This window comes from Actinoallomurus sp. NPDC052274, assembly GCF_040679475.1.
Classification (GTDB): Bacteria; Actinomycetota; Actinomycetes; order Streptosporangiales; family Streptosporangiaceae; genus Actinoallomurus; species Actinoallomurus liliacearum.
In genome coordinates, this window is the sequence record NZ_JBFAUT010000018.1 from 1 (window position 1) to 21,231 (window position 21,231).

General features: G+C 71.1%; 25 protein-coding genes and 1 riboswitch. Of the genes, 14 read left to right on the plus strand and 11 right to left on the minus strand.

Translation table 11 applies throughout. From position 1 onward, the window contains the following. Positions 1–79: 79 nt before the first annotated feature. The 5 genes from AB0K82_RS17265 to AB0K82_RS17285 all read right to left on the minus strand — a co-directional run bounded on the left by AB0K82_RS17265 (position 80) and on the right by AB0K82_RS17285 (position 4,569). Positions 80–232 carry a hypothetical protein gene (locus AB0K82_RS17265; RefSeq protein WP_364397928.1) on the minus strand — a complete coding sequence of 51 codons (153 nt, stop codon included), beginning with the start codon at positions 230–232 and terminating at the stop codon, positions 80–82. A gap of 12 nt (positions 233–244) precedes the next feature. Further along, positions 245–1,036: an ECF transporter S component gene (locus AB0K82_RS17270; RefSeq protein WP_364397930.1), complete on the minus strand. Its 792-nt coding sequence runs from the start codon at positions 1,034–1,036 to the stop codon at positions 245–247. Positions 1,037–1,091: 55 nt separating this feature from the next. Then, entirely contained in the window at positions 1,092–2,693 is a 1,602-nt protein-coding gene (locus AB0K82_RS17275; RefSeq protein ID WP_364397932.1) for an ATP-binding cassette domain-containing protein, read from the minus strand. Further along, the gene (locus AB0K82_RS17280; protein WP_364397934.1) at positions 2,690–3,742 is read right to left on the minus strand and encodes an energy-coupling factor transporter transmembrane component T; all 1,053 of its coding nucleotides are present in this window, start codon (positions 3,740–3,742) and stop codon (positions 2,690–2,692) included. Before AB0K82_RS17280 ends, AB0K82_RS17275 begins: the two co-directional genes overlap by 4 nt. A 200-nt stretch (positions 3,743–3,942) precedes the next feature. Then, positions 3,943–4,569, minus strand: a complete 627-nt coding sequence (locus AB0K82_RS17285; RefSeq protein WP_364397936.1) for an SCO2322 family protein — start codon at positions 4,567–4,569, stop codon at positions 3,943–3,945. Positions 4,570–4,683: 114 nt separating this feature from the next. Beyond that, positions 4,684–4,762, minus strand: a riboswitch (cobalamin riboswitch). Positions 4,763–4,939: 177 nt separating this feature from the next. Here AB0K82_RS17285 and AB0K82_RS17290 point away from each other — a divergent pair. After that, a complete protein-coding gene (locus AB0K82_RS17290; RefSeq protein WP_345357895.1) occupies positions 4,940–5,152 on the plus strand; it encodes a hypothetical protein in 213 nt (70 codons plus the stop codon). A 199-nt stretch (positions 5,153–5,351) separates the two neighbouring features. Here the strand turns inward: AB0K82_RS17290 and AB0K82_RS17295 are convergent, their stop codons facing one another. Together AB0K82_RS17295 and AB0K82_RS17300 are read right to left on the minus strand one after the other, a co-directional pair. Further along, on the minus strand, positions 5,352–6,353 hold the full coding sequence (locus AB0K82_RS17295; protein ID WP_364397938.1) for an aldo/keto reductase family protein: 1,002 nt from the start codon (positions 6,351–6,353) through the stop codon (positions 5,352–5,354). 22 nt (positions 6,354–6,375) lie between these two features. Further along, positions 6,376–6,963 (minus strand): DUF3043 domain-containing protein, encoded by a 588-nt coding sequence (locus AB0K82_RS17300; protein WP_364397940.1) that lies wholly within the window; start codon positions 6,961–6,963, stop codon positions 6,376–6,378. Between the two features lie 121 nt (positions 6,964–7,084). Here AB0K82_RS17300 and AB0K82_RS17305 point away from each other — a divergent pair, with 121 nt between their 5' ends. The 8 genes from AB0K82_RS17305 to AB0K82_RS17340 all read left to right on the plus strand — a co-directional run bounded on the left by AB0K82_RS17305 (position 7,085) and on the right by AB0K82_RS17340 (position 12,222). Next, complete coding sequence (locus AB0K82_RS17305; protein ID WP_364397942.1) at positions 7,085–7,900, plus strand: PspA/IM30 family protein; 816 nt, start codon at positions 7,085–7,087, stop codon at positions 7,898–7,900. Then, positions 7,897–8,175, plus strand: coding sequence for a hypothetical protein (locus AB0K82_RS17310; RefSeq protein WP_345357907.1), 279 nt, complete (start codon positions 7,897–7,899; stop codon positions 8,173–8,175). Before AB0K82_RS17305 ends, AB0K82_RS17310 begins: the two co-directional genes overlap by 4 nt. 75 nt (positions 8,176–8,250) lie before the next feature. After that, positions 8,251–9,177: a zinc metalloprotease HtpX gene (gene htpX, locus AB0K82_RS17315; RefSeq protein ID WP_364397944.1), complete on the plus strand. Its 927-nt coding sequence runs from the start codon at positions 8,251–8,253 to the stop codon at positions 9,175–9,177. A 2-nt stretch (positions 9,178–9,179) separates the two neighbouring features. Beyond that, positions 9,180–9,749: a hypothetical protein gene (locus AB0K82_RS17320; protein ID WP_364397946.1), complete on the plus strand. Its 570-nt coding sequence runs from the start codon at positions 9,180–9,182 to the stop codon at positions 9,747–9,749. Further along, positions 9,746–10,417 (plus strand): phosphate ABC transporter ATP-binding protein, encoded by a 672-nt coding sequence (locus AB0K82_RS17325; RefSeq protein WP_364397947.1) that lies wholly within the window; start codon positions 9,746–9,748, stop codon positions 10,415–10,417. The genes AB0K82_RS17320 and AB0K82_RS17325 overlap by 4 nt, the downstream gene beginning before the upstream one ends. A gap of 81 nt (positions 10,418–10,498) precedes the next feature. Then, positions 10,499–11,266, plus strand: a complete 768-nt coding sequence (gene fetB / locus AB0K82_RS17330) for an iron export ABC transporter permease subunit FetB (RefSeq protein ID WP_364397949.1) — start codon at positions 10,499–10,501, stop codon at positions 11,264–11,266. Between the two features lie 42 nt (positions 11,267–11,308). Then, the gene (locus tag AB0K82_RS17335) at positions 11,309–11,650 is read left to right on the plus strand and encodes a hypothetical protein (RefSeq protein WP_364397951.1); all 342 of its coding nucleotides are present in this window, start codon (positions 11,309–11,311) and stop codon (positions 11,648–11,650) included. After that, a complete protein-coding gene (locus AB0K82_RS17340) occupies positions 11,647–12,222 on the plus strand; it encodes a Fic family protein (protein ID WP_364397952.1) in 576 nt (191 codons plus the stop codon). The genes AB0K82_RS17335 and AB0K82_RS17340 overlap by 4 nt, the downstream gene beginning before the upstream one ends. A gap of 62 nt (positions 12,223–12,284) precedes the next feature. On the opposite strand, the gene nadA is transcribed toward AB0K82_RS17340, so the two are convergent. Then, positions 12,285–13,436, minus strand: coding sequence for a quinolinate synthase NadA (gene nadA, locus AB0K82_RS17345; RefSeq protein WP_364397954.1), 1,152 nt, complete (start codon positions 13,434–13,436; stop codon positions 12,285–12,287). Between the two features lie 196 nt (positions 13,437–13,632). Here nadA and AB0K82_RS17350 point away from each other — a divergent pair, with 196 nt between their 5' ends. Further along, positions 13,633–13,986 carry an iron-sulfur cluster assembly accessory protein gene (locus AB0K82_RS17350; RefSeq protein WP_364397955.1) on the plus strand — a complete coding sequence of 118 codons (354 nt, stop codon included), beginning with the start codon at positions 13,633–13,635 and terminating at the stop codon, positions 13,984–13,986. A 166-nt stretch (positions 13,987–14,152) separates the two neighbouring features. Then, positions 14,153–15,118, plus strand: coding sequence for a carbohydrate kinase family protein (locus AB0K82_RS17355; RefSeq protein ID WP_364397957.1), 966 nt, complete (start codon positions 14,153–14,155; stop codon positions 15,116–15,118). 157 nt (positions 15,119–15,275) lie between these two features. On the opposite strand, the gene AB0K82_RS17360 is transcribed toward AB0K82_RS17355, so the two are convergent. Next, positions 15,276–15,503 (minus strand): sulfurtransferase TusA family protein, encoded by a 228-nt coding sequence (locus AB0K82_RS17360; RefSeq protein ID WP_252810881.1) that lies wholly within the window; start codon positions 15,501–15,503, stop codon positions 15,276–15,278. 85 nt (positions 15,504–15,588) lie between these two features. Next, positions 15,589–16,725: a cysteine desulfurase family protein gene (locus AB0K82_RS17365; protein WP_364397959.1), complete on the minus strand. Its 1,137-nt coding sequence runs from the start codon at positions 16,723–16,725 to the stop codon at positions 15,589–15,591. Positions 16,726–16,878: 153 nt separating this feature from the next. Here AB0K82_RS17365 and coxB point away from each other — a divergent pair, with 153 nt between their 5' ends. The 3 genes from coxB to AB0K82_RS17380 are packed head-to-tail and all read left to right on the plus strand — an operon-like array spanning position 16,879 to position 19,752. Then, a complete protein-coding gene (coxB, locus tag AB0K82_RS17370; protein WP_364397960.1) occupies positions 16,879–17,682 on the plus strand; it encodes a cytochrome c oxidase subunit II in 804 nt (267 codons plus the stop codon). Positions 17,683–17,690: 8 nt separating this feature from the next. After that, positions 17,691–19,355, plus strand: a complete 1,665-nt coding sequence (gene ctaD, locus AB0K82_RS17375) for a cytochrome c oxidase subunit I (RefSeq protein ID WP_364398159.1) — start codon at positions 17,691–17,693, stop codon at positions 19,353–19,355. Between the two features lies 1 nt (position 19,356). Next, positions 19,357–19,752 (plus strand): cytochrome c oxidase subunit 4, encoded by a 396-nt coding sequence (locus AB0K82_RS17380; protein ID WP_345357947.1) that lies wholly within the window; start codon positions 19,357–19,359, stop codon positions 19,750–19,752. A gap of 402 nt (positions 19,753–20,154) precedes the next feature. Here the strand turns inward: AB0K82_RS17380 and trpD are convergent, their stop codons facing one another. Next, positions 20,155–21,204: an anthranilate phosphoribosyltransferase gene (gene trpD / locus AB0K82_RS17385; protein WP_364397961.1), complete on the minus strand. Its 1,050-nt coding sequence runs from the start codon at positions 21,202–21,204 to the stop codon at positions 20,155–20,157. Between the last annotated feature and the right edge of the window lie 27 nt (positions 21,205–21,231).

The window sequence follows — 21,231 nt, forward strand, 5'->3', positions numbered from 1 at the left end:
GAGCATCAACGGCTACTGCGTGACGAACGGCGCCAACACCTCCATACGACTGCGGGTCCCCTCATATCAAACGCCTGTTCTACCGGATGCCGACCAGCGGGACGCCGTCGAGGAGGACGCGGGTCGGCTCAAGGGCGCGGCGCGCGGCGCGCATCCGGGTGCAGGAGGCGCAGCGGCAGCCGGCCTCGGGCCAGCCGCGCGGCCCCGCCGTGCCGAGCAGGTCGATCTCCATCCGCGCCTCCCGTCAGTCGCCGCGGCCGTCGGCCGGGGCCTCGAACGCCGCCCGGCGGGCGGCGCGGCGCAGGGCGAGGAGCACCGGACGGCCGGTGACGGCCACCAGGATCGCGGTGAAGATCGCTCGCGGCACGTCGAACCCGAGGGAGGTGGCGAGGCTGAACGCGACGAACCTCCCGAGATTGTCGGCGAGCGGGGCGCCCGGGTGGAAGGAGATCGAACTCGACATTCCCCCGACGAAGGGCCACGACCCCAGGTTCTGCAACCAGCCGTAGAGGAACGCGGCGACCGCGCCGTACGCCGCGAGCATCGCGATCTCCGCGCGGCCCCGTGGCCGCCGCGGCAGGCATCCGGCGAAGAACCCCACCCACGCCGCGCCGAGGATCTGGTACGGCAGCCAGGGACCGACGCCCGCCGTGATCAGGGCGCTGGCGAACATCGCCACCGAGCCCAGCAGGTAGCCGAACCCGCGCCCCAGCACCCGCCCGCCGTACACCAGGACGAAGAACATCGGCTCGAACCCCGCGACGTTCGTGCCGAGCGGCCGGAGCGCCGCCCCGACCGCGCCGAGCACGCCCAGCAGCGCGATCGCCTTGGCGTCGATCCCGCCCTCGGCGACCTCGGCGAGCGCCACCGCGAGCAGCAGCGGAAGGAGCAGCACGAACATCCAGGGGGCGAAGGTCGACTGGCCGATCCGCGCCCCTGGCGTGACGAGCAGCGGCCAGCAGAACGCGGCCAGTCCCGCCAGCGACACCAGCAGCAGCGCCGTCGCGGACCGCGCCCGCAGCCGGACCGCGGTCACGAGACCTCCTGCGTCGGCCAGGTGCCGTGCCTGTTGATTCCCTCGCTTCGCTCGGTCATGGCAGCACCTCCCTTGCCTGGCCCACCGTGAGGACCGGCGCCGGAGCGAGGATCTTGCCGACCTGCGGGGCGAACGCGGGCGAGGACACCACGACCTCGGCGGTCGGACCGTCGGCGACGATCTCGCCCTCGGCGACGACCACGGTGCGCGTCGCGACCTCGGCGACCAGCTCGACGTCGTGGGTGGCCAGCACCACCGCGTGCCCGTCGGCGGCCAGGTCGCGGACGATCTCCACCAGGCGTTCCTTGGCGGTGTAGTCCAGGCCGCGCGTCGGCTCGTCCAGCAGGACCAGCGGCGGCCGCCCGGTCAGGACCACGGCCAGCGCGAGAGCCAGCCGCTGTCCCTCCGACAGGTCCCGTGGGTGCAGCGCGTCGTCCACGCCGGGCGCGAGGCGCTCGAAGAGGGCGCGGCAGGTTCCCCGCTCGGCGGCCAGGTCGCGGTCCGCGGCGGCGCACTCGGCCGCGACCGTCTCGGCGTACAGCAGGTCGGCGGCGTCCTGCGGGACGAGGCCCGCGTTGCGGACCATGACGCGCGGCGGCGTCTCGTGCGGCGCCGCGTCGCCGACCCGCACCCGTCCGCCCGACGGGCGCACGAGGCCGACCAGGGCGCGCAGCAGCGAGGACTTCCCGGCGCCGTTCCGTCCCATCAGCGCGATCACCTCGCCCGAGGCGACGGACAGGTCGACGCCGCGCAGCGCCGGCAGGGGGCCGTACCTGACCTCCAGGCCGCGTACGGACGCGAGCGTCCGGCCATCGCCGGGTCCCGGTGAGGGGGCGGGCGGCGGCGCCGCGGCGAGGCGCTCCCGCAGGGGAGCGGCGGCGCGCCGGGCGTCCCGCACGGACAGGGGAAGCGGCGACCAGCCCGCCAGCCGGCCGAGCTGGACGACCGGCGGCGCCACCGGGGAGTCCACCATGATCGCGCCGGTCGGGCCGTACGCGGGCGGCCGCCCGTCGCCGGGCAGCAGCACCATCGTGTCGGCCAGGTGGACGACCCGCTCCAGGCGGTGCTCCGCGAGGAGGACGGTCAGGCCGAGGTCGTGGACGAGGCGCTGCAGCGTGGCCAGGACGTCCTCGGCGCCCACCGGGTCCAGCGCGGACGTCGGCTCGTCCAGGACGAGGACCCTCGGGTGCGTGGTGAGCACCGAGCCGATCGCGACCCGCTGCGCCTGCCCGCCGGACAGCGTGCCGAGGGGGCGGTCCCGCAGTCCGGCCAGACCGAGCAGGTCCAGGGTCTCCTCGACGCGCCGGCGCATGACGTCCGGCGGCAGGCCCAGGGATTCCATGCCGTACGCCAGCTCCTCCTCGACCACGTCGGAGACGAACCCGGCCCGCGGGTCCTGGCCGACGTAGCCGACGAGGTCGGCGAGCTCACGCGGCGGGTGGTCGCGGGTGTCCCGCCCCGCGACGGTCACCCGGCCGGTCAGCACGCCGCCGGTGAAGTGGGGGACCAGGCCGTTCACCGCGCGCAGCAGCGTGGACTTGCCCGTGCCGGTACGCCCGGCGACCAGGCAGAGCTCGCCCTCCTCGATCCTCAGGTCGACGTCGGTGAGCACCGGCGCGCCGCCGTAGTGGAAGCCGACCCGGTCGAAACGGATCATGTCCGGATCCCCCGCAGGAGCACCGGGGCGAGGGCGAGCAGCACCCCGGCGGCCGGGAGGATGGGCAGATCGGGCGCGGTCCCCGGCGTGGGCCGCAGGCCGTCCGTGCCGATGAGGCCGGCGACGGTCATCGCGGCGGCGGCCAGCACGCCCGAGCCGCCGGTGACCCACTCCGGCAGCGCCCACGGATCCGGGCGGTACCGGGTCCGCGGCGAACGGCGGCCCCCGAGCCACAGCCCGGCCGCGGCGGCGACCGCCCCCGCGACCAGCAGCGGCGTTCCCAGCGCCGCCGGCGCCTGCCCGTCCAGGAGCCCGTACAGCCCGGCGCACACCGCGAGGAGCCCGCCCAGGACCAGTGCCGCGGTGGCCCGCCGCCGGGCGCGCGGCACGGCGGCGGTACGGCCGTACCCGCGCGCGTCCATCGCGGCGGCCAACTGCACCGACCGGTCCAGCGCGCCCTCGAGCACCGGCATGGCGAGCCGCCGCAGCGACCGGATCCCCCGGTCGGCACGGCCGCGCAGGCGCTGGGCGTCGCGTACCCGCCGCACGTGCGCGACCGCCTGCGGCGCGAACGTCATCGCGACCACGACCGCGACGCCCACCTCGTACAGCGCTCCGGGCACCGACTTCAGCAGGCGGCTCGGGGCGGCCAGCGCATTCGCCGCGCCGACGCAGACCAGGACGGTGGCGAGCCGCAGCGCGTCGTACCCGGCGACGGCCAGGCCCTCGGCGGTCACCGGCCCGCCGACCCGCAGCCCCGCCATCCAGGACGGCAGGGTCACCGACGGCAGCGTGACCAGCGTGGTGCCCGGAGTCTGCGCCACGAACACCGCCCCGAACACCAGCCGCACCACGACCACGACGAGGCCGATCCGCAGGAACATCCCGTACGCCCGGGCCCAGGGGTCGTCCGTGCGGCGCACCGCCACGACCGTCCCGGTCACCGTGCCCACCAGCAGGAGGAGCAGCGGATCGGTGGTCCGCGTGGCCGCCGTCGCGAGCCCCAGCGCCCACAGCCACCAGGCCCCGGGATGCAACCGCCGGGTCACGTACCCTCCTTCGTCGGAGGGGCGACCAGGGGTGCTGTGCCCTTGGCTCGCTCGCTCCGCTCGCTCACGTGCCCTCCTCCGTCGGAGAGGTGACCAGGGGTGCTGTGCCCATGGCTCGCTCGCTCCGCTCGCTCACGGGCGCTCCTCCGTCGGAGGGATGGCCGGAGGCGTTGTGGTCCAGATCCGCTCGCTGGGCTCGCTCATCGACGCGACCGGCGCACCGCGACCAGCCCGCCGCCCGCGGCGACGAGCACGATCAGCCCGATCCCGGTGTACAGCCCGACCGGCGTGCCGGAGTCCTTCTTCTTCTCCGCGGTCGTCCTCGCCGTGGCGGAGGGGGACGCGGCGACCGGCGCGCCGCAGGGGCCGAAGGAGTCGATGGCGCAGATCAGGCCGCTCTTGTCCGTCTGCGGACGGCCCGCCGCCGCGAGGATGTCGGAGCCGGTGGCGCTCTGCGGGACGGTCGCGCAGTGCTGCTTGGCGGCCGGCGGGACCTGGCTCTTCGGGGCGTCGGCCGCCTCGCCGTAGTCGATGACGACGGCGACGCGCTTCTCGCCCGCCGGAGCCCCGGCCGTGGATCCGCAGATCGCGGCGAAGTCCGGCTTGGCGCGGGGCGGGGTGCCGGTGTTCCCGTTGGACCTGGCGAACCGCCAGCCCTCCACCGCGCCGTCCTTGGGGTGGGCCTGGGCCGGGCCCGTGCTGGCGAAGGCCCACGTGTCGCCCTTGGCCTGCCAGTACCCCCAGAACGCCACGGGGTCGGCGTGCGCCTCGGGCATCAGGGCGAACGGCAGGGCGGCGGCGAGGACACCGGCTGCGATCTTGCGCATGGGCGCCTTTCTGGGGGAAGGCGGTCCCGGGTGAAGCGGGCGCGCCGGACGCGGCACGCGCCCTGACTCCATCCGCAGACCACGACGGAACGACGGAGCCGCTCGCGCCGGCGCGGGCATTCCGGCTCGCCGCGGGCGGGTTGCCCGCAGGCCTACGGTTGCGGGTCAGCGCCGGACTTCGACCGGCTTCCCCCACGTGGCGCGTGTGCTGCTGCCGATGAGTTGACCACGGGGCGGTGAACGGCGTCAAAACGACCGGCCCCGGTAACCTGCGGATCATGAGGTGGGTCCGAGTGCGACGCCGACCTCGGAGGCTGCCGCGGCACCCGGTCGAAGCGGCCGGGCGAGCCGCACGGAGATGAGGAGAGCGATGCCCTGGAGCTGGCGGTACGAGAAGTCCGACGGGACACCGGTTGAGGCGCCCGGCTTCGGCGAGGAGACCTGGACCACTCAGGCCGACGCGGAGTCCTGGGTGGGGGAGAACTGGCGCGGCCTCCTGGAGGCGGGCGTCGACCAGGTGTCCCTCCTGGAGGACGGGCGCGTGGAGTACGGCCCGATGAGCCTCCACCCGCAGGGCGGCTGACCGGCGCGCTCCGCGACACGACCCGGCCGGCGGGCGGGCCGCGACACGGGGCCGGTGGCTGGGCGGCGACGCGGCCGGGCCGGTGGATGGGCCGGCCCGGCGGCCCCGTCCGCGATCGGCGCGCCCGGGCGGCCGGCCCGGACGCCGCGGTCGGCGTCCGCCGGGCTCTCGCGGAGGGAGACCGGCGGACGCGGCCCGGCTACGGGCGCCGCGACGGGCTGACGGTCTTGGCCGGGTCGCGCTCGACGACCGGCGCGAGGATCTCGTCGACGCGCTGCAGCAGGTCGGCCTCGAGCTTGACGCCGGCCGCCTTCACGTTGTCCCGCACCTGCTCGGGACGGCTGGCGCCGATGATGGCCGAGGAGACGTTCGGGTTCTGCAGGACCCACGCGACGGCGAGCTGCGCCATCGACAGGCCCGCCTCGTCGGCGAGCGGCTTGAGCCGCTGCACGCGGGTCAGGACCTCGTCGTCCAGGAGTCGCTGGATGAACGCCGCGCCGCTCTTCTCGTCGGTGGCGCGGGAACCCGAGGGCGGGGCGGCACCCGGCGCGTACTTGCCGGTCAGCACCCCTTGGGCGATCGGCGACCAGACGATCTGCCCGACGCCCTCCTTCTCGCACAGCGGCACGACCTCGGACTCGATGACCCGCCAGATCATGTTGTACTGCGGCTGGTTCGAGACGATCCGGTCCAGGCCCATCTCGTCGGCGATCTTCAGCGCCCGGGCGATCTCCTCGGCGCGCCACTCCGACACGCCGATGTAGAGCACCTTGCCCTGGCGTACGAGATCGTCGAAGGCCTTGAGGGTCTCCTCGAGCGGCGTCTCGTGGTCGAACCGGTGCGCCTGGTACAGGTCGATGTAGTCGGTCTGCAGGCGCCGCAGCGAGCCGTGGATCGACTCGAAGATGTGCTTGCGGGACAGGCCGCGGTCGTTGGGACCCGAGCCGGTGGGCCAGTAGACCTTGGTGAAGATCTCCAGGGACTCCCGGCGCTGACCCTTCAGGGCGCGGCCCAGGACCTCCTCCGCGCGGGTGCCGGCATAGACGTCCGCCGTGTCGAAGGTGGTGATGCCCTCCTCGAGGGCCGCCTGGACGCACGCCTTCGCGGCGTCCTCCTCCACCTGGGAGCCGTGCGTGATCCAGTTGCCGTACGAGATTTCGCTGACCATGAGGCCGCTGCGGCCCAAATGACGGAACTCCATGACCGCACCCTAAGGCGAGGGGTCAGACCTGGTCCTTCTGCCCCGGCTTGAGGCGCGGCTGCGGCATGCGGAACCGGCGGATCTGCATCGACCGGGTCGCGACGTAGAAGCCGAGACCGCGGAGGTTGTCGTCGGGGAAGCGCTCCAGGGCGAGCTTCTTGACCCGCCTGCCGAGGAGGATCGACTCGCCGATGATCAGCACCAGCATGACCGGCCAGCCGAACTGGTAGACGTACGCCTTGACGGTCAGCGGCGCGACCATCGCCAGCAGGAGGATCAGCAGGGTGAGGTACATGAAGTACTCGCCGAACGTCCGCCGGGAGTCGACGAAGTCGCGGGCGAGCCGGCGGGCCGGCCCCTGGTCGCGTTTGGGCAGGTAGCGGTCGTCGCCGCGGGCCATGCCCTCCTTGACCTTCTGGCGGTCGCGGGCCTGCCGGTCACGGGCCTGCTGGTAGGCCTCCTTGCGCGTCTTGGGCGCGGTGATCGGCTGGCGGTTGCGCCTCTCCGCCTCACGGCGCTTGGGCGTGGGGCGGCCCTTCCCTCCCGGTTTGACGATCTCGGGGGTGGTCGAGGGCTCCTGCGTGTCGGTATCGGTACGGCGTCGGAACACGCAGATCAGCCTACCGGCGCTCGCGGCGAACATAATGACTGTCTTGGACGTTAACGCGTAGGGTGGTCAGCGAACCCCAGCAGCGTTGTGAGGCACCAGCAGAAGGGACCGGCCACGCGCGATGAGCGTGATGAAGCGTATGTCGATGATCTTCAAATCCAAGGCCAACAAGGCACTGGACCGGATGGAAGATCCTCGTGAAACCCTTGACTATTCCTACCAGCGCCAGCTTGAGATGCTGCAGAAGGTCCGCCGGGGCGTCGCGGACGTCGCCACCTCCCGCAAGCGTCTCGAGCTCCAGATCAACCAGCTCGAGCAGCAGCAGAACAAGCTGACCGAGCAGGGCAAGAAGGCCCTGCAGGTCGGCCGGGAGGACCTCGCCCGCGAGGCGCTGACCCGCCGGGCGGGTCTGGACAGCCAGTTGAACGACCTGCGCGCGCAGTACCAGCAGCTGCAGGGCGAGGAGGAGAAGCTCACGCTCGCCTCCCAGCGCCTGCAGGCCAAGGTCGACTCCTTCCGTACGCGCAAGGAGACGATCAAGGCCACCTACACGGCGGCCGAGGCGCAGACCAAGATCAACGAGGCGTTCTCCGGCATCTCCGAGGAGATGGGCGACGTCGGCCTGGCGATCCAGCGCGCCGAGGAGAAGACCGAGAACATGAAGGCGCGCGCCGGCGCCATCGACGAGCTGCTCGCCTCCGGCGCCCTGGAGGACTACTCCGGCCCGCGCGACGACATCCAGGCCGAGCTGGACCGCATGGGCAGCGGCCCGGGCGTCGACCTCGAGCTCGAGCAGATGAAGGCCGAGCTGGGCATGGGCACCGCGCCGAAGCAGATCGACGCCGCGCCGGGTCAGCAGCAAGGGCACCAGGCCGCGCCGCACCAGCAGGCCCAGCCGCAGATCCAGCGGCCCCATCAGCCGGGGGAGGGCCAGTGATCGTCCGGCTGATGGGCGAGGGACAGCTCGACGTCGCCGACGGCGACCTGTCCGCGCTGAACGACCTCGACGCGGAGCTCGAGAAGGCGATCGAGTCCGGCGACGAGGACCAGTTCCGCGGCGCGCTGCACGCGCTGCTCGAGCGGGTGCGCACGGTCGGCAAGCCGCTGCCGCCCGAGGACCTCGAGCCGTCGGATCTGATCCTTCCTCCCGCGGACGCCACGATGGAGGAGGTCCGCGCGATGCTGGGTGACGAAGGGCTCATCCCCGACTGACCCGTTATGGCACAAAACGGGCCTGTTCGCGCGTTTTACCAGTAGAAAGCGTCGGACGGGGAGGAAGGGGACACAATGGAGCGCTCGCGCTTCGCGCCCGACCGAGGGCTCACATCGCGCATGCTGCTGACGATGTTCCTGCTGGGGTTGCTGTACGTCGTCTTCGTCGGGTTCTTCTTCGTGTTCGTGCCACGGCTATGGCTGGTCGTCCTGGTCATCGCCGTGGCCTTCCTCCTCGCCCAGTACTTCTTCTCCGACCGTCTCGCGCTGTTCGCCATGCACGGACGTGTGGTGTCGCCGGAAGACGCGCCGGAGCTGCACGGCGTGATCGACCGGATCTGCGCCATGTCCGACATGCCGAAGCCGAGGGTGGCGATCGCCGACACCGACGTGCCGAACGCCTTCGCCACCGGCCGCAACCAGCAGAACGCCGTGGTGTGCGTCACCACGGGCCTGCTCCGGCGACTCGACCCGGTGGAGCTGGAGGGCGTGCTGGCCCACGAGCTGTCGCACGTCGCCCACCGCGACGTCGCGGTGATGACGATCGCGTCGTTCCTCGGCATCCTGGCCGGCCTGCTCACGCGGTTCGGCCTCGAGTGGGGCCTGTGGGGCGGCTTCAACGACCGGAACCGCAACAACAACGACCAGAGCACCGCGATGGTGCTGCTGGTCGTCATCGGCGTCAGCGCCGCCGTCTACGCCATCAGCTTCCTGCTGACCCGCGCCCTGTCGCGGTACCGCGAGCTGTCGGCCGACCGTGCCGCGGCGCTGCTCACCGGGCGGCCCTCCGCCCTGGCGGCCGCGCTCAGCAAGGTCACCGGCGAGATGTCCCGCATCCCCACCAAGGACCTGCGGGCGGCCGAGCCGTTCAACGCCTTCTACTTCGCGCCGGCCTTCACCAAGGGCATCAGCATCTCCACGCTCTTCTCCACCCACCCGTCACTGGACCAGCGGCTCGAGCAGCTCGCCAAGATCTCCGCCCAGCTCGGCAGGGGAGTGTGACCATGGGGTTCCTCGACACGCTGCTGGGCCGGTCGAAGCCCAAGAAGCCCGACCTCGACCGGTTGTTCGCGCTGCCGACCGCGGCCGTGACACTCGAGGCCGCGGCCGGCCTGACGCCGACGGGCGTCGGCGCGGTCTGCTTCCGGGCGGCCGAGGGCGCGGCGTTCGCGCAGATCGAGGAGGACGTGCGCGAGCTCCTGGACGCCGGCGACGGGCCGAAGGTCGAGCTGAGCACCGACACGTACGGCTACACCTGGCTGGTCGCCCGGCACGCCCCGACCGACCTCGTGGGCCTGGTCACGGACCTGCACGCGGTCAACGCCGCCCTGGAGGCCGGCGGGTTCGGCCCGCAACTGCTGTGCTCGCTGGTCGCCTTCACCGGACCGGAGGGCAAACGCTTCGGTCTCGTCTACCTCTACAAGCGGGGCACCTTCTACCCCTTCGCCCCGCTGCCGGGCGAGAAGCGGGACAACGCCCTGGAGCTGCAAGTACGCGGCGCGGTCGGCGCCGACCTGCCGGTCGAGGGCGACCTGAGCCGGTGGTTCCCGGTATGGGGCGCTCCCGGGTTGTGACCTTCGTTCTGGAGAGCGTCGGCGTTCGCCGCGGCGACGCGGTCATCCTCGAGGACGTCGGCGCCACCATCCGATCCGGCCGCTGTACGGCGATCGCCGGGCCCAGCGGCGCGGGCAAGTCGACGCTGCTGCGCCTGCTCAACCGGATGCTGGAGCCGACGAGCGGCCGCGTCCTGCTCGACGGCACGCCGCTGCCCGCGCTCGAAGTCCTCGCGCTGCGCCGCCGCGTCGGCCTCGTCGCCCAGCAGCCGACCCTGCTGACCGACACCGTCCTGGACGATCTGCGGGTCGGCCGTCCCGACCTGACGGAGGCGGACGCACGTTCTCTCCTCGTCGAGACCGGTCTGCCAGCCGCCTTCGCCGACCGCCCGACCGCCGGGCTGTCCGGGGGAGAGGCCCAGCGCGTCTGCCTGGCCCGTACGCTGGCGCTCCGCCCCGAGGTGCTCCTCCTCGACGAGCCCACCTCCGCCCTCGACCGCGCCAGCGCCGAGGCCATCGAACAGGTCGTCAAGGACCTGCGGGCGGCCGGCGGCACCGCCGTCCTGGTCAGCCACGACACCGCACAGGCCCGGCGCCTCGCCGACGACGTCCTCGTCCTGCGCGCCGGACGGCTCGTCGAGCACGGCCCTCCCGACGAGATCGAGTACCTCCGGGCCGTGGCGTCGTGAGCCAGGAGGCCGTGTGAGTGAGCGGAGCGAGCGAGCCATGAGCGCAGTGTCTCTGGTCGCCCCTCCGACGAAGGAGGGCGCATGACTCACGAGGTGCACGTCCCGTCGTGGCCGGGCGTCGTGGCCTCGCTCGCGCTGGTCGCGCTGGCACTCGGCATCGTCGCGCGGGCGCGCCTGCGGATCAGTCGCGACCTCGTCGTCGCGGCCGTCCGCGCGGGAGTGCAACTCGTCGCCGTCGGCGCCCTGCTGCTCGCCATCTTCAGGTACGCCGGGCTGCCGGGGGCGTTCGCCTGGGCGGCGGTCATGGTGCTGATCGCCGGGCAGGTCGCCGGGCGGCGCGGCTCGGGGGTGCCCCGGTCGCGAGTGGCGGCCACCGCGGGCCTGGCCGTGGGTGGCGGCACGACGCTGCTCGCCCTCGTCCTGCTCGACGTCATCCCCGCTCAGGCACGCGTCGTCGTCCCCGTCGCCGGGATGATCATCGGTGCCTCGATGCAGGCCGTGGGCCTGGCCCTGCGGCGCGTACGCGACGCGGTCACCTCCGGCCGGGCCGCGATCGAGGCCCGCCTGACCCTTGGCCTCACCGCCCGGGAGGCGTTCGCCCCGCACACCCGCGACGCGTTGCACACCGCCCTGCTGCCCGTCATCGACTCCACGAAGGTCGTCGGGCTGATCACTCTGCCCGGCGCGATGACCGGTCTGATCCTCGGCGGCGTCGACCCGCTCACCGCGATCCGTTACCAGATCGTCGTGATGTACATGCAGCTCGCGGCCGCGGCCGTCAGCGCCTACATCACGACCCGCCTCGCCGAGGCCACGCTCTTCGACGAGGCCCACCGCCTCCGCGCCTAAGTTGTACAGCAAGTTGTACACGTACCAAGTATTCTTGGAGGCATGACATCCTTCGCGCTCTCCGTGCAGCCGCTGTCGGAAGTCCGGAAACGGCTCTCCGAGACGCTCGCGCGGTTCAGCCGCGAAGGAGCGCGCGCCAAGCCGGTGATCTTTGGCGCGTATCGCAAGCCACAAGCGATCGTTCTGCCTTATGCGGCATATGAGGAGATGGTCGATCAAATCGCCCGTCTTCAGGCCGCTCTCGATGCGGCGCGCTCTGTCCAGGTCGAAGTGCCCGGTGCGTTCAGTGCCGAGCATGAGCAGGCCGTAGCCGATTATGTGGCGGGGGACATCGACGCGAATGAGATGTATGAGCGCACGCTGGCTCGATATCGTCAAGTGTGAGCTTCGATCCCTATATCGATCCCGCGACCGGCGTTCTGAAGAACAAGCTCGGTTGCGACACCCATGAGGCACTGCGGCAGGCCGAGCGGGACATCACCCGAGCGGCGCTCATTCGTCTTGCCGTACGCCCGGTGGTCGGAGCGTACGATCTAGATCATCTCTGCGCCTTCCACCGCGCGGTCTTCGGAGACATCTACGAGTGGGCCGGAGAGGTCCGAACGGTGACCATCGCGAAGGGCGACGTCTTCTGCCTTCCGCAGTTCATCCCCTCCGAGGGGGAGCGCATCTTCGGCTCCCTGGCCAAAGAGGAATTCCTCGTGGGACTACGACGGAGGGACTTCGTCGACCGTCTCACCTACTACTTCGGAGAGATCAACGCGTTGCATCCGTTCAGGGAAAGGAACGGCCGGACCCAACGGGCTTTCTTAGGGCAACTCACCCGTGAGGCGGGATTCGCCGTTAGATGGGCGAGAATGGACGCGGCTCGAAACGTGGCCGCATCCATCGCCATCATGCGCGGCGATCCCGCGCCGATGCGCCGCATGATGGACGAACTCGTCGAGCCCGTCTGACCGGCGTATCCCTGGCGGCGTCACGGACGGGCTCGCCGCCACCGCCAGGGATCGGTCGGAGGCTACGGGAGGGCGAGCATCTGGTCGAGGGCGGCGCGGGCGTAGCGCGCCGTCTCCTCGTCGACAGTGATCTGGTTGACGACCTCGCCCCGGGCCAGGGACTCCAGCGACCAGACCAGGTGCGGCAGGTCGATGCGGTTCATCGTCGAGCAGAAGCAGACGGTCTTGTCCAGGAAGACGATCGTCTTGTCGGGGTGCCGGTCGGCGAGTCGCTTCACGAGGTTGAGCTCCGTGCCGACGGCCCACGCCGACCCGGCCGGGGCCTGGTCGAGCATGCGAATGATGTACTCCGTCGACCCGATGTGGTCGGCCTCCTTGACGACCTCGTGGCGGCACTCGGGGTGGACCAGCACGTTGACGCCGGGGATGCGCGCCCGTACGTCGTCGACGGACTCCTTGCTGAACCGCCCGTGCACCGAGCAGTGCCCGCGCCACAGGATCATCGTGGCGGCCCGCAGTTCGTCCGCGGCGAGCCCGCCGTCCGGCCGGTGCGGGTTGTAGACCACGCAGTCGTCCAGCCCCAGGCCCATCTCCAGCACGGCGGTGTTGCGGCCCAGGTGCTGGTCGGGCAGGAACAGCACCTTCGAGCCCTTGGAGAACGCCCACTCGAGGGCGCGGCGGGCGTTGGAGGACGTGCAGACGGTGCCGCCGTGCCGGCCGACGAACGCCTTGATGTCGGCCGAGGAGTTCATGTACGTGATCGGCACGACGTCGTCGGCGATCCCCGCGTCCTCCAGGACCTCCCAGCACTCCTCGACCTGGTCGTAGGTCGCCATGTCGGCCATCGAGCAGCCGGCGGCCAGGTCCGGCAGGACGACCCGCTGGTCGGCGCCGGTCAGGATGTCGGCGGACTCGGCCATGAAGTGCACACCGCAGAAGACGACGTACGGCGCCTGCGGCCGGGCCGCCGCCTCCTGGGCGAGCTTGAAGGAGTCGCCCGTGACGTCCGCGAACTGGATGACCTCGTCGCGCTGGTAGTGGTGGCCCAGCACGAACAACCGTTCGCCCAGGGCGGCCTTGGCGGCATGGGCCCGCTCGACCAGGGCCGGGTCGGAGGCGGGCGGCAGGTCGCCCGGACAAGAGACCCCGCGCTCGCTCGCCGGGTCGGCGCCGCGGCCGAGGAGCAGCAGGGGGCTGCCGATGTCGATGGTCACTGGGAGGCTCCCTTGACAGACTTATCGTCTCTTTGACGATACGTCATCGTACGCGGCGCCGGTCAAGCCGCCGGGAGCGGCTGTGAAAGAACCGGTCCATTGGGGAATGCCCCCCGGCAGCGGGTACGTTGTGCGGAGAGGCAAGCGACAACACCACGGCCGCCACAAGGCGACCGAGCCAATCGGGAGTCAGCACATGACGGTTCCAGCCGAGACCGGCACGCAGCAGGGCGTCGTCCTCACGGACGCCGCGGCGGAGAAGGCCAAGGGCCTGCTCGAACAGCAGGGCGAAGAAGGCCTCGCGCTGCGCGTGCAGGTCCAGCCGGGTGGGTGCTCGGGCCTGATCTACCAGCTTTACTTCGACGACCGCCAGCTGGACGGTGACCTCGTTCAGGACTTCAACGGCCTCGCCGTGCGCGTCGAGCGGAAGAGCGTCCCCTACCTCACCGGCGCCACGATCGACTTCGTCGACACCATCGAGAAGCAGGGCTTCACGATCGACAACCCGAACGCCAGCGGCTCCTGCGCCTGCGGCGACTCGTTCCACTGAGCCTTTAGGGCTTCGCGCGACGATGCCCGTGACCGGGTCCACCCCGGGCACGGGCATCCGGCGTTTCAGCGACCGGTGACGCAGTACCCTTGCCGGGTTTGGACCGCCATTCGAGACGGCCTCGCGGTGATGACGGGGCCGCCGAACCGACGAGGAGATCGACGTCGTGCGCATCGCTGTAGCCGGCTCCATCGCAACCGACCATCTGATGAGTTTCCCGGGCCGGTTCGCGGACCAGCTCATCCCCGACCAGCTGCACACCGTGTCCCTGTCCTTCCTCGTCGACGAGCTGGAGATCCGGCGCGGCGGCGTGGCGGCCAACATCTGCTTCGGCATGGGCCTGCTCGGCCAGCATCCGGTCCTCGTCGGCGCGGTCGGCGACGACTTCGCCGACTACCGCTCCTGGCTGGAGCGGCACGGCGTGGACACCTCCGCGGTGCACATCTCCGACCTGCACCACACCGCCCGGTTTCTGTGCACGACCGACCAGGACCACAACCAGATCGCCTCCTTCTACGCGGGCGCGATGAGCGACGCCCGCCAGATCGAGCTGCAGCCGATCGCCGAGCGGCTCGGCGGCATCGACCTGGTCCTCATCGGCGCCGACGACCCCGAGGCGATGATCCGCCACACGGAGGAGTGCCGCACCCGGGGGATCCCGTTCGCCGCGGACCCGTCACAGCAGCTCGCCCGGATGGACGACGTGCGGGAGCTCATCGACGGCGCCGCGTACCTGTTCACCAACGAGTACGAGGCGTCGCTGTGCGAGCAGAAGAGCGGCTGGTCGAGCGAGGAGATCCTGTCCCGCGTCGGCGTCCGCGTCACCACGCTCGGCCCGAAGGGCGTGCGCATCGACCGCGCCGGCGAGCCGAGCCTGCACGTCGACGCGGCCCCGGAGGTGGAGAAGGTCGAGCCGACGGGCGTCGGTGACGCGTTCCGCGCCGGGTTCCTGACCGCGCTGGCCTGGGGACTGTCCCTCGAACGCGCCGCGCAGACCGGGAACCTCCTCGCCGCGCACGCGCTGGAGGTCGCCGGCCCGCAGGAGTACACCCTCCACGGCGAGCGCTTCGTCGAACGGTTCGCCGGCGCGTACGGCGAGCAGGCCGCCGCCGAGGTCGCGCAGCACCTCTGACCAGTACCCGAAGCGCTCGCTCCGCCGCCGATCGCCGGAGCGGGCGCTCACCCGTTGGCCGGCGCGCGTCGCTGGACCGAGGAGCGCAGCGACCGGAGCGACGAGGGAAGACGGCGCGTTGAGCGCCGGCGAACCGTGCCCGCGGAGCGGGCGCCATTCAATACGTGCGGCGTATGTGGAAGGCCCAGCCGCGGGGGAGGGTCTCCTCGCGGACGAAGTCCTGGGACTTCATCCGGCACCAGGCGGGCACATCGGTGCGCGCCGCGACGTCGTCGGCCTGCACCGCGATGATCTGGCCGACCGGCACCTCGCCGATGCGCTCGGCGAGCATGATGATCGGGATGGGGCACTTACGGCCGAGCGCGTCGATGGTCAGGACCGGCAGCGGTCCGTGGTACGCCGGGGGCGTCGCCTCCTGCGGCGTCTCCCGCTCGGCCCGGCGGCGCCTCAGCCCCATCGCATCTCCCTACTCAATGACTGGTCACCCCCGCCGCACGGCGGAGTCTGGCCACGGCCCCGGGAAGAACCGCGAGGAAACGGTCGACGTCGGTCGCGCTGGTTCCGCGAGGGAGCGATACCCGGACGTTTCCATGGGTAATCACCCCCATCGCCTCCAGAACGTGGCTGGGACGCAGCGTATCGGCCGTACAGGAGCTGCCGGAAGAAACGGCGAAACCGAGCCGGTCGAGTTCGGTGAGGAGCGCCTCGCCCTCGACGTACAGGCAGGAGAACGTCACCAGGTGCGGCAGGCGGCGTACGGGGTCGCCGATGACCTCGACGTCCTCGACGAGCTGCGGCACGCGGTCGCGGATCCGGTCGACCAGCGCGGACAGCCGTGGGCCGTCGCGTTCCAGCTCCGCGGCGTACGCCTCCAGCGCCGCGGCGGCGGCGACGGCTCCGGGGACGTTCTCGAACCCGGGGACCCGGCGGCCCTCGCGCTCGTCCTCCGGGAGCGGCGACCGCCACCGGGTGTTCTTCCGGATGACGAGGACGCCGACGCCCGGCGGACCGCCCCACTTGTGGGCGCTGGCGGCCAGCAGCGACCAGCCGGCGGGCACCTCGACCCGGCCGACGGACTGTGCGGCGTCGACGAACAACGGGACGCGCGCCGCGCGGCACGCCTCGGCCACCTCCGCGACCGGCTGTAGCGTGCCGACCTCGTGGTTCGCGGACTGCAGGCAGGCCAGTGCCGTGTCGGGGCGCAGCGCCGCCGCGAACTCCTCCGGGTCGACCCGGCCCGTACGGTCCACGCCGACCGTGGTCACCTTCCCGCCCTCGCGCTCGTGCAGCGCCGCGGTGTGCAGGACGCTGGAGTGCTCGACGGCGCCGACCACCAGGTGGCGGCCGGTCCGGCGGCGGGCCGACAGCGTGCCCAGCATCGCCAGGTGCACCGCCTGGGTGCCGGAGGAGGTGAAGTACGTCTCGTCGGGGCGCACGCCGAACGCGACGGCGACCTTGGCTCTGGCCTGGTCGAGCAGCAGCCGGGCGCGCCGCGCGTCGCCGTAGAGCCGCTGCGGGTCGGCCCAGCCGCCGTCCAGCGCCGAGATGAGGGCGTCCCGGGCCGCCGGATGCAGGGATTCGGTGGACGCCGCATCGAAGTAGGCCACGAAGAAGACACTAATGGGGGTCCCAAGTGGGTGTCCGCGACCCTCACGCTAATGTTTGGTCGACAAGCGTGAACATCGAACTGATCGCCCGGAGATTCGGGCTTCATCGTGGGAAGGCAATCCGTGAGTCCGACCCGCCGTAGGAAGCGGCACATGCCCGTGCGCACTGGAGCGCCGAGCCCGCGGCGACGCATGCTGCAGGGCGCCGTGGTGCTCTCCATGTTGGCGCTCGCCACGACGGCGTGCTCAGGCCAAGGCAAGCGTCTCGGTCTGCCGACGCCGGTGACCGAGCAGGCCAAGCGCGTCGTGACCCTATGGCAGGGGTCATGGATCGCGGCGTTCGTCGTCGGTGCGCTCGTGTGGGGGCTGATCATCTGGGCGGTGCTGTTCCACCGCAAGCGTTCTGACCAGCTGCCGCCGCAGGTCCGGTACAACCTGCCGATCGAGATGCTCTACACCGTCGTGCCGTTCATCATCATCGCGGTGCTGTTCTACTTCACCGCGCGCGACGAGACGTATCTCAACAAGGTCAGCAAGACGAACGATCCGGGCCAGGTCACGCAGGTCAACGTGACCGCCTTCCAGTGGAGCTGGCAGTTCGACTACCCGCAGTACCACACGAAGCCGATCGTCGGTCAGCCCACGAGCCCCGACGCGACCAACAAGCCCGTCCTCGTCATCCCGGTCGGGCAGCGGGTACGCTTCCACCTCGTCTCGACGGACGTCATCCACTCCTTCTGGGTCCCCTCGTTCATCTTCAAGCGGGACATCCTCCCCGGTGCCCGCACCGGACAGGACTTCGAGGTCACCCCGACCAAGACGGGTACGTTCGAGGGACGCTGCGCTGAGTTCTGCGGCGTCGACCACAGCCGGATGCTCTTCCAGGTGAAGATCGTCACGCCGCAGGAGTTCCAGCAGTTCATCTCGAGCCACCAGGCGAGCGGGAGCGCTCAGTGACCACGACCATTACTCATTCCACCCCCTCCGCGCCGGCGTTCCGGCCGCGGCCGAGCAAGGGCCGCGTCATCGTGTCGTGGCTCACGTCCACGGACCACAAGGTGATCGGGTACATGTACCTGATCACGTCGTTCGTGTTCTTCGGCATCGGCGGCATCATGGCGCTGCTCATGCGCAGCGAGCTGGCCAAGCCAGGTCTGCAGTTCCTGAGCAACGAGCAGTTCAACCAGCTGTTCACCATGCATGGCACGATCATGCTGCTGATGTTCGCGACGCCGCTGTTCATCGGCTTCGGCAACGTGATCATGCCGCTGCAGATCGGATCGCCGGACGTGGCGTTCCCGCGCATGAACATGCTGAGCTTCTACTTCTTCCTGTTCGGCAGCAGCATCACGCTCATCGGATTCCTCACGCCGGGCGGCGCCGCCAGCTTCGGCTGGTACGCCTACACACCGCTCTCGGACATCGTCCGGTCCCCGGAGGTCGGCGGCGACCTGTGGATCATGGGTCTGACGCTCTCCGGCCTCGGCACGATCCTCGGTGGCGTCAACTTCATCACGACGATCTTCTGCATGCGGGCGCCCGGCATGACGATGTTCCGGATGCCGATCTTCACGTGGAACATCCTGCTGACCTCGATCCTCGTGCTGATGGCGTTCCCGGTGCTCGCCGCCGCGCTGCTGGCCCTGGAGGCCGACCGTAAGCTCGGCGCGCACGTGTTCGACCCGGCCACCGGCGGTGCGATGCTCTGGCAGCACCTGTTCTGGTTCTTCGGCCACCCAGAGGTCTACATCGTCGCGCTGCCGTTCTTCGGCATCATCACCGAGATCCTGCCGGTGTTCAGCCGCAAGCCGGTGTTCGGTTACATCGGCCTGGTCGGCGCCACCATCGCGATCGCGGGCCTGTCCGTGACCGTGTGGGCGCACCACATGTTCCCCACCGGCCAGGTGCTGCTGCCGTTCTTCTCGTTCATGACGTTCCTGATCGCGGTCCCGACCGGTGTGAAGTTCTTCAACTGGGTCGGCACGATCTGGCGAGGGCACCTGACGTTCGAGACGCCGATGCTCTGGTCGATCGGCTTCCTGGTGACGTTCCTGTTCGGTGGCCTGACCGGCATCATCCTGGCCTCGCCGCCGCTGGACTTCCAGCTCAACGACTCCTACTTCGTCGTCGCGCACTTCCACTACGTGCTGTTCGGCACCGTGGTCTTCGCGATGTTCGCGGGCTTCTACTTCTGGTGGCCCAAGATGACGGGGAAGATGCTCAACGAGACCCTCGGGAAGATCCACTTCTGGCTGCTGTTCATCGGCTTCCACACCACCTTCCTGGTCCAGCACTGGCTCGGCGCGGAGGGCATGCAGCGTCGTGTCCCGGACTACGCCAAGCAGTTCACCGCGCTGAACGTCGTCTCGACCATCGGCGCGTTCATCCTCGCAGTGTCGATGATCCCGTTCCTGTGGAACGTCTTCATCACGGCGAAGAGCGGCAAGCGGGTGAACGTCGACGACCCGTGGGGCTTCGGCAACTCGCTCGAGTGGGCGACGTCCTGCCCGCCGCCGCGGCACAACTTCACCTCGATTCCGCGGATCCGGTCGGAGCGCCCGGCCTTCGATCTGCACTACCCGCACAGAGACCAGGCCGCGGTGACGGCCGGAGCCGGGACGGAGGACTGACATGAAGATCGAGGGTTACCTGTTCGTCTTCTGCGCCCTGTTCTTCGCGGTGATGGACGCCATCTACTGGCTGTGGTCGCACGACCCGACCGGTACGACGGCGCTGGCGCTGACCATCGGCCTGGCGGGTCTCACCGGTTTCTACCTGCTGTTCACCGGCCGGCGGATCGACCCGCGGCCGGAGGACGACAAGGACGCCGACATCGCCGAGGGCGCCGGTGAGCTCGGGTTCTTCAGCCCGCACAGCTGGTGGCCGCTGTTCACGGCGCTCGCCGCCGCGACGGCCGCGCTCGGCGCCGTGTTCGGCTGGTGGCTGCTGCTCATCGGGATGCTCGGGGTCGTCCTCGCGGCGATCGGGTTCGTCTTCGAGTACTACCGAGGCCACTTCTCGCACTGAGGCAGAGGCAACGGAAGGCCGGCACCGCGCAGGCGGTGCCGGCCTTCGTGCGTCCGTACAGAAGTCTCGGAGAACGTAACGACCGCCATCCTGTTCGGCCCGCTTCGCCGTTTCCGCGAGGCCGGACGTACGGCCTTCACCGAGCCTTCCGCACACGCGCGCCCGAAGGCGGCGCGAGCAGGGCGGTCCGGACGGTCGGTGCGGCGCGTGGTGGCGCGCCGCAGGAGTCAGGCGGCGTGGTGGGGCTCAGACGGTGTGGTGAAGCTCAGCCGACGTGGTGGGGCTCGGGCGAGGCGCGGCGAAGCTCAGCCGGCGTGGTGCGGCTCAGGCGGCGCGGTGGGGCTCGGACGAGGCGCGGCGAAGCTCAGGCGGCGTGGTGGGGCTCAGACGGTGTGGTGGGGCTCAGGCCGCGTGGCGGCGGGTGGCGGCGATCCAGCGGTCCAGCAGGGCGGCGGCCGCACCGGAGTCGATGGCCTCCAGGGCGCGGGTGTACGCCGCCGCGAGCGTCTCGGTCAGCGCGTCGGCCTGAGGGGCGCCCTCCGCCACCACGAGCGCCGCTGCGGCGTTGAGGGCCACGATGTCGCGCACCGGGCCGCGCTCCCCGCCCAGCACCGCGTGGGCCACGCGGGCGTTGTGCGCGGCGTCGGCGCCGCGCAGGTCGTCCGGCGTGGCGCGGGGGATGCCGAGGTCGGCCGGGTCGAAGACGGTCTCGGTGGCGGTGCCGTCGCGGACCACCCAGATGACCGACGTGGAGGTGGTGGTCAGCTCGTCGAGCCCGTCGTCGCCGCGGAACACCAGCGACGAGCAGCCGCGCTCGGCGAACACTCCGGCCATGATCCCCGCCATGCGCGGGTGGAACACGCCCACCGCCTGAGCGGAGGGCCGGGCCGGGTTGGTGAGCGGCCCGAGGAAGTTGAACACCGTCGGTACCCGCAGCTCGGCGCGCGTCTTCGAGGCGTACTTGAGCGCGGAGTGGTAGAGCGGGGCGAAGCAGAACGTGATGCCGACCTCGTCGGCGACCCGCGCCGTCGCCTCCGGCGGCAGGTCGATGACGACGCCGAGCTCCTCGAGCAGGTCCGCGGCGCCGCAGGACGACGACGCGGCACGGTTGCCGTGCTTGACCATGCGCGCGCCGACGGAGGCGGCGACGATCGCGCCCATGGTGGAGACGTTGACGGTGTGCGCGCGGTCCCCGCCGGTGCCGACGAGGTCGACCGCGCGCCCGGGCACGGTGATGGGCCGCGCGTGCCCGAGCATCCCCTCGGCGAGCCCCGCGACCTCGGCGACGGTCTCGCCCTTGGCCCGCAGCGCGACCGCGAAGCCGGCGATCTGCACGTCGGTCGCCTGACCGGACATGATCTCGTTCATCGCCCAGGCGGTCTCGTCTGACGACAGCGACTCGCCGTCGATCAGCGCGTTGAGGAGCGCGGGCCACGTCGTACGCGGGTCCATGGGTGCCTCTTCGGGGTACGCCGGCGT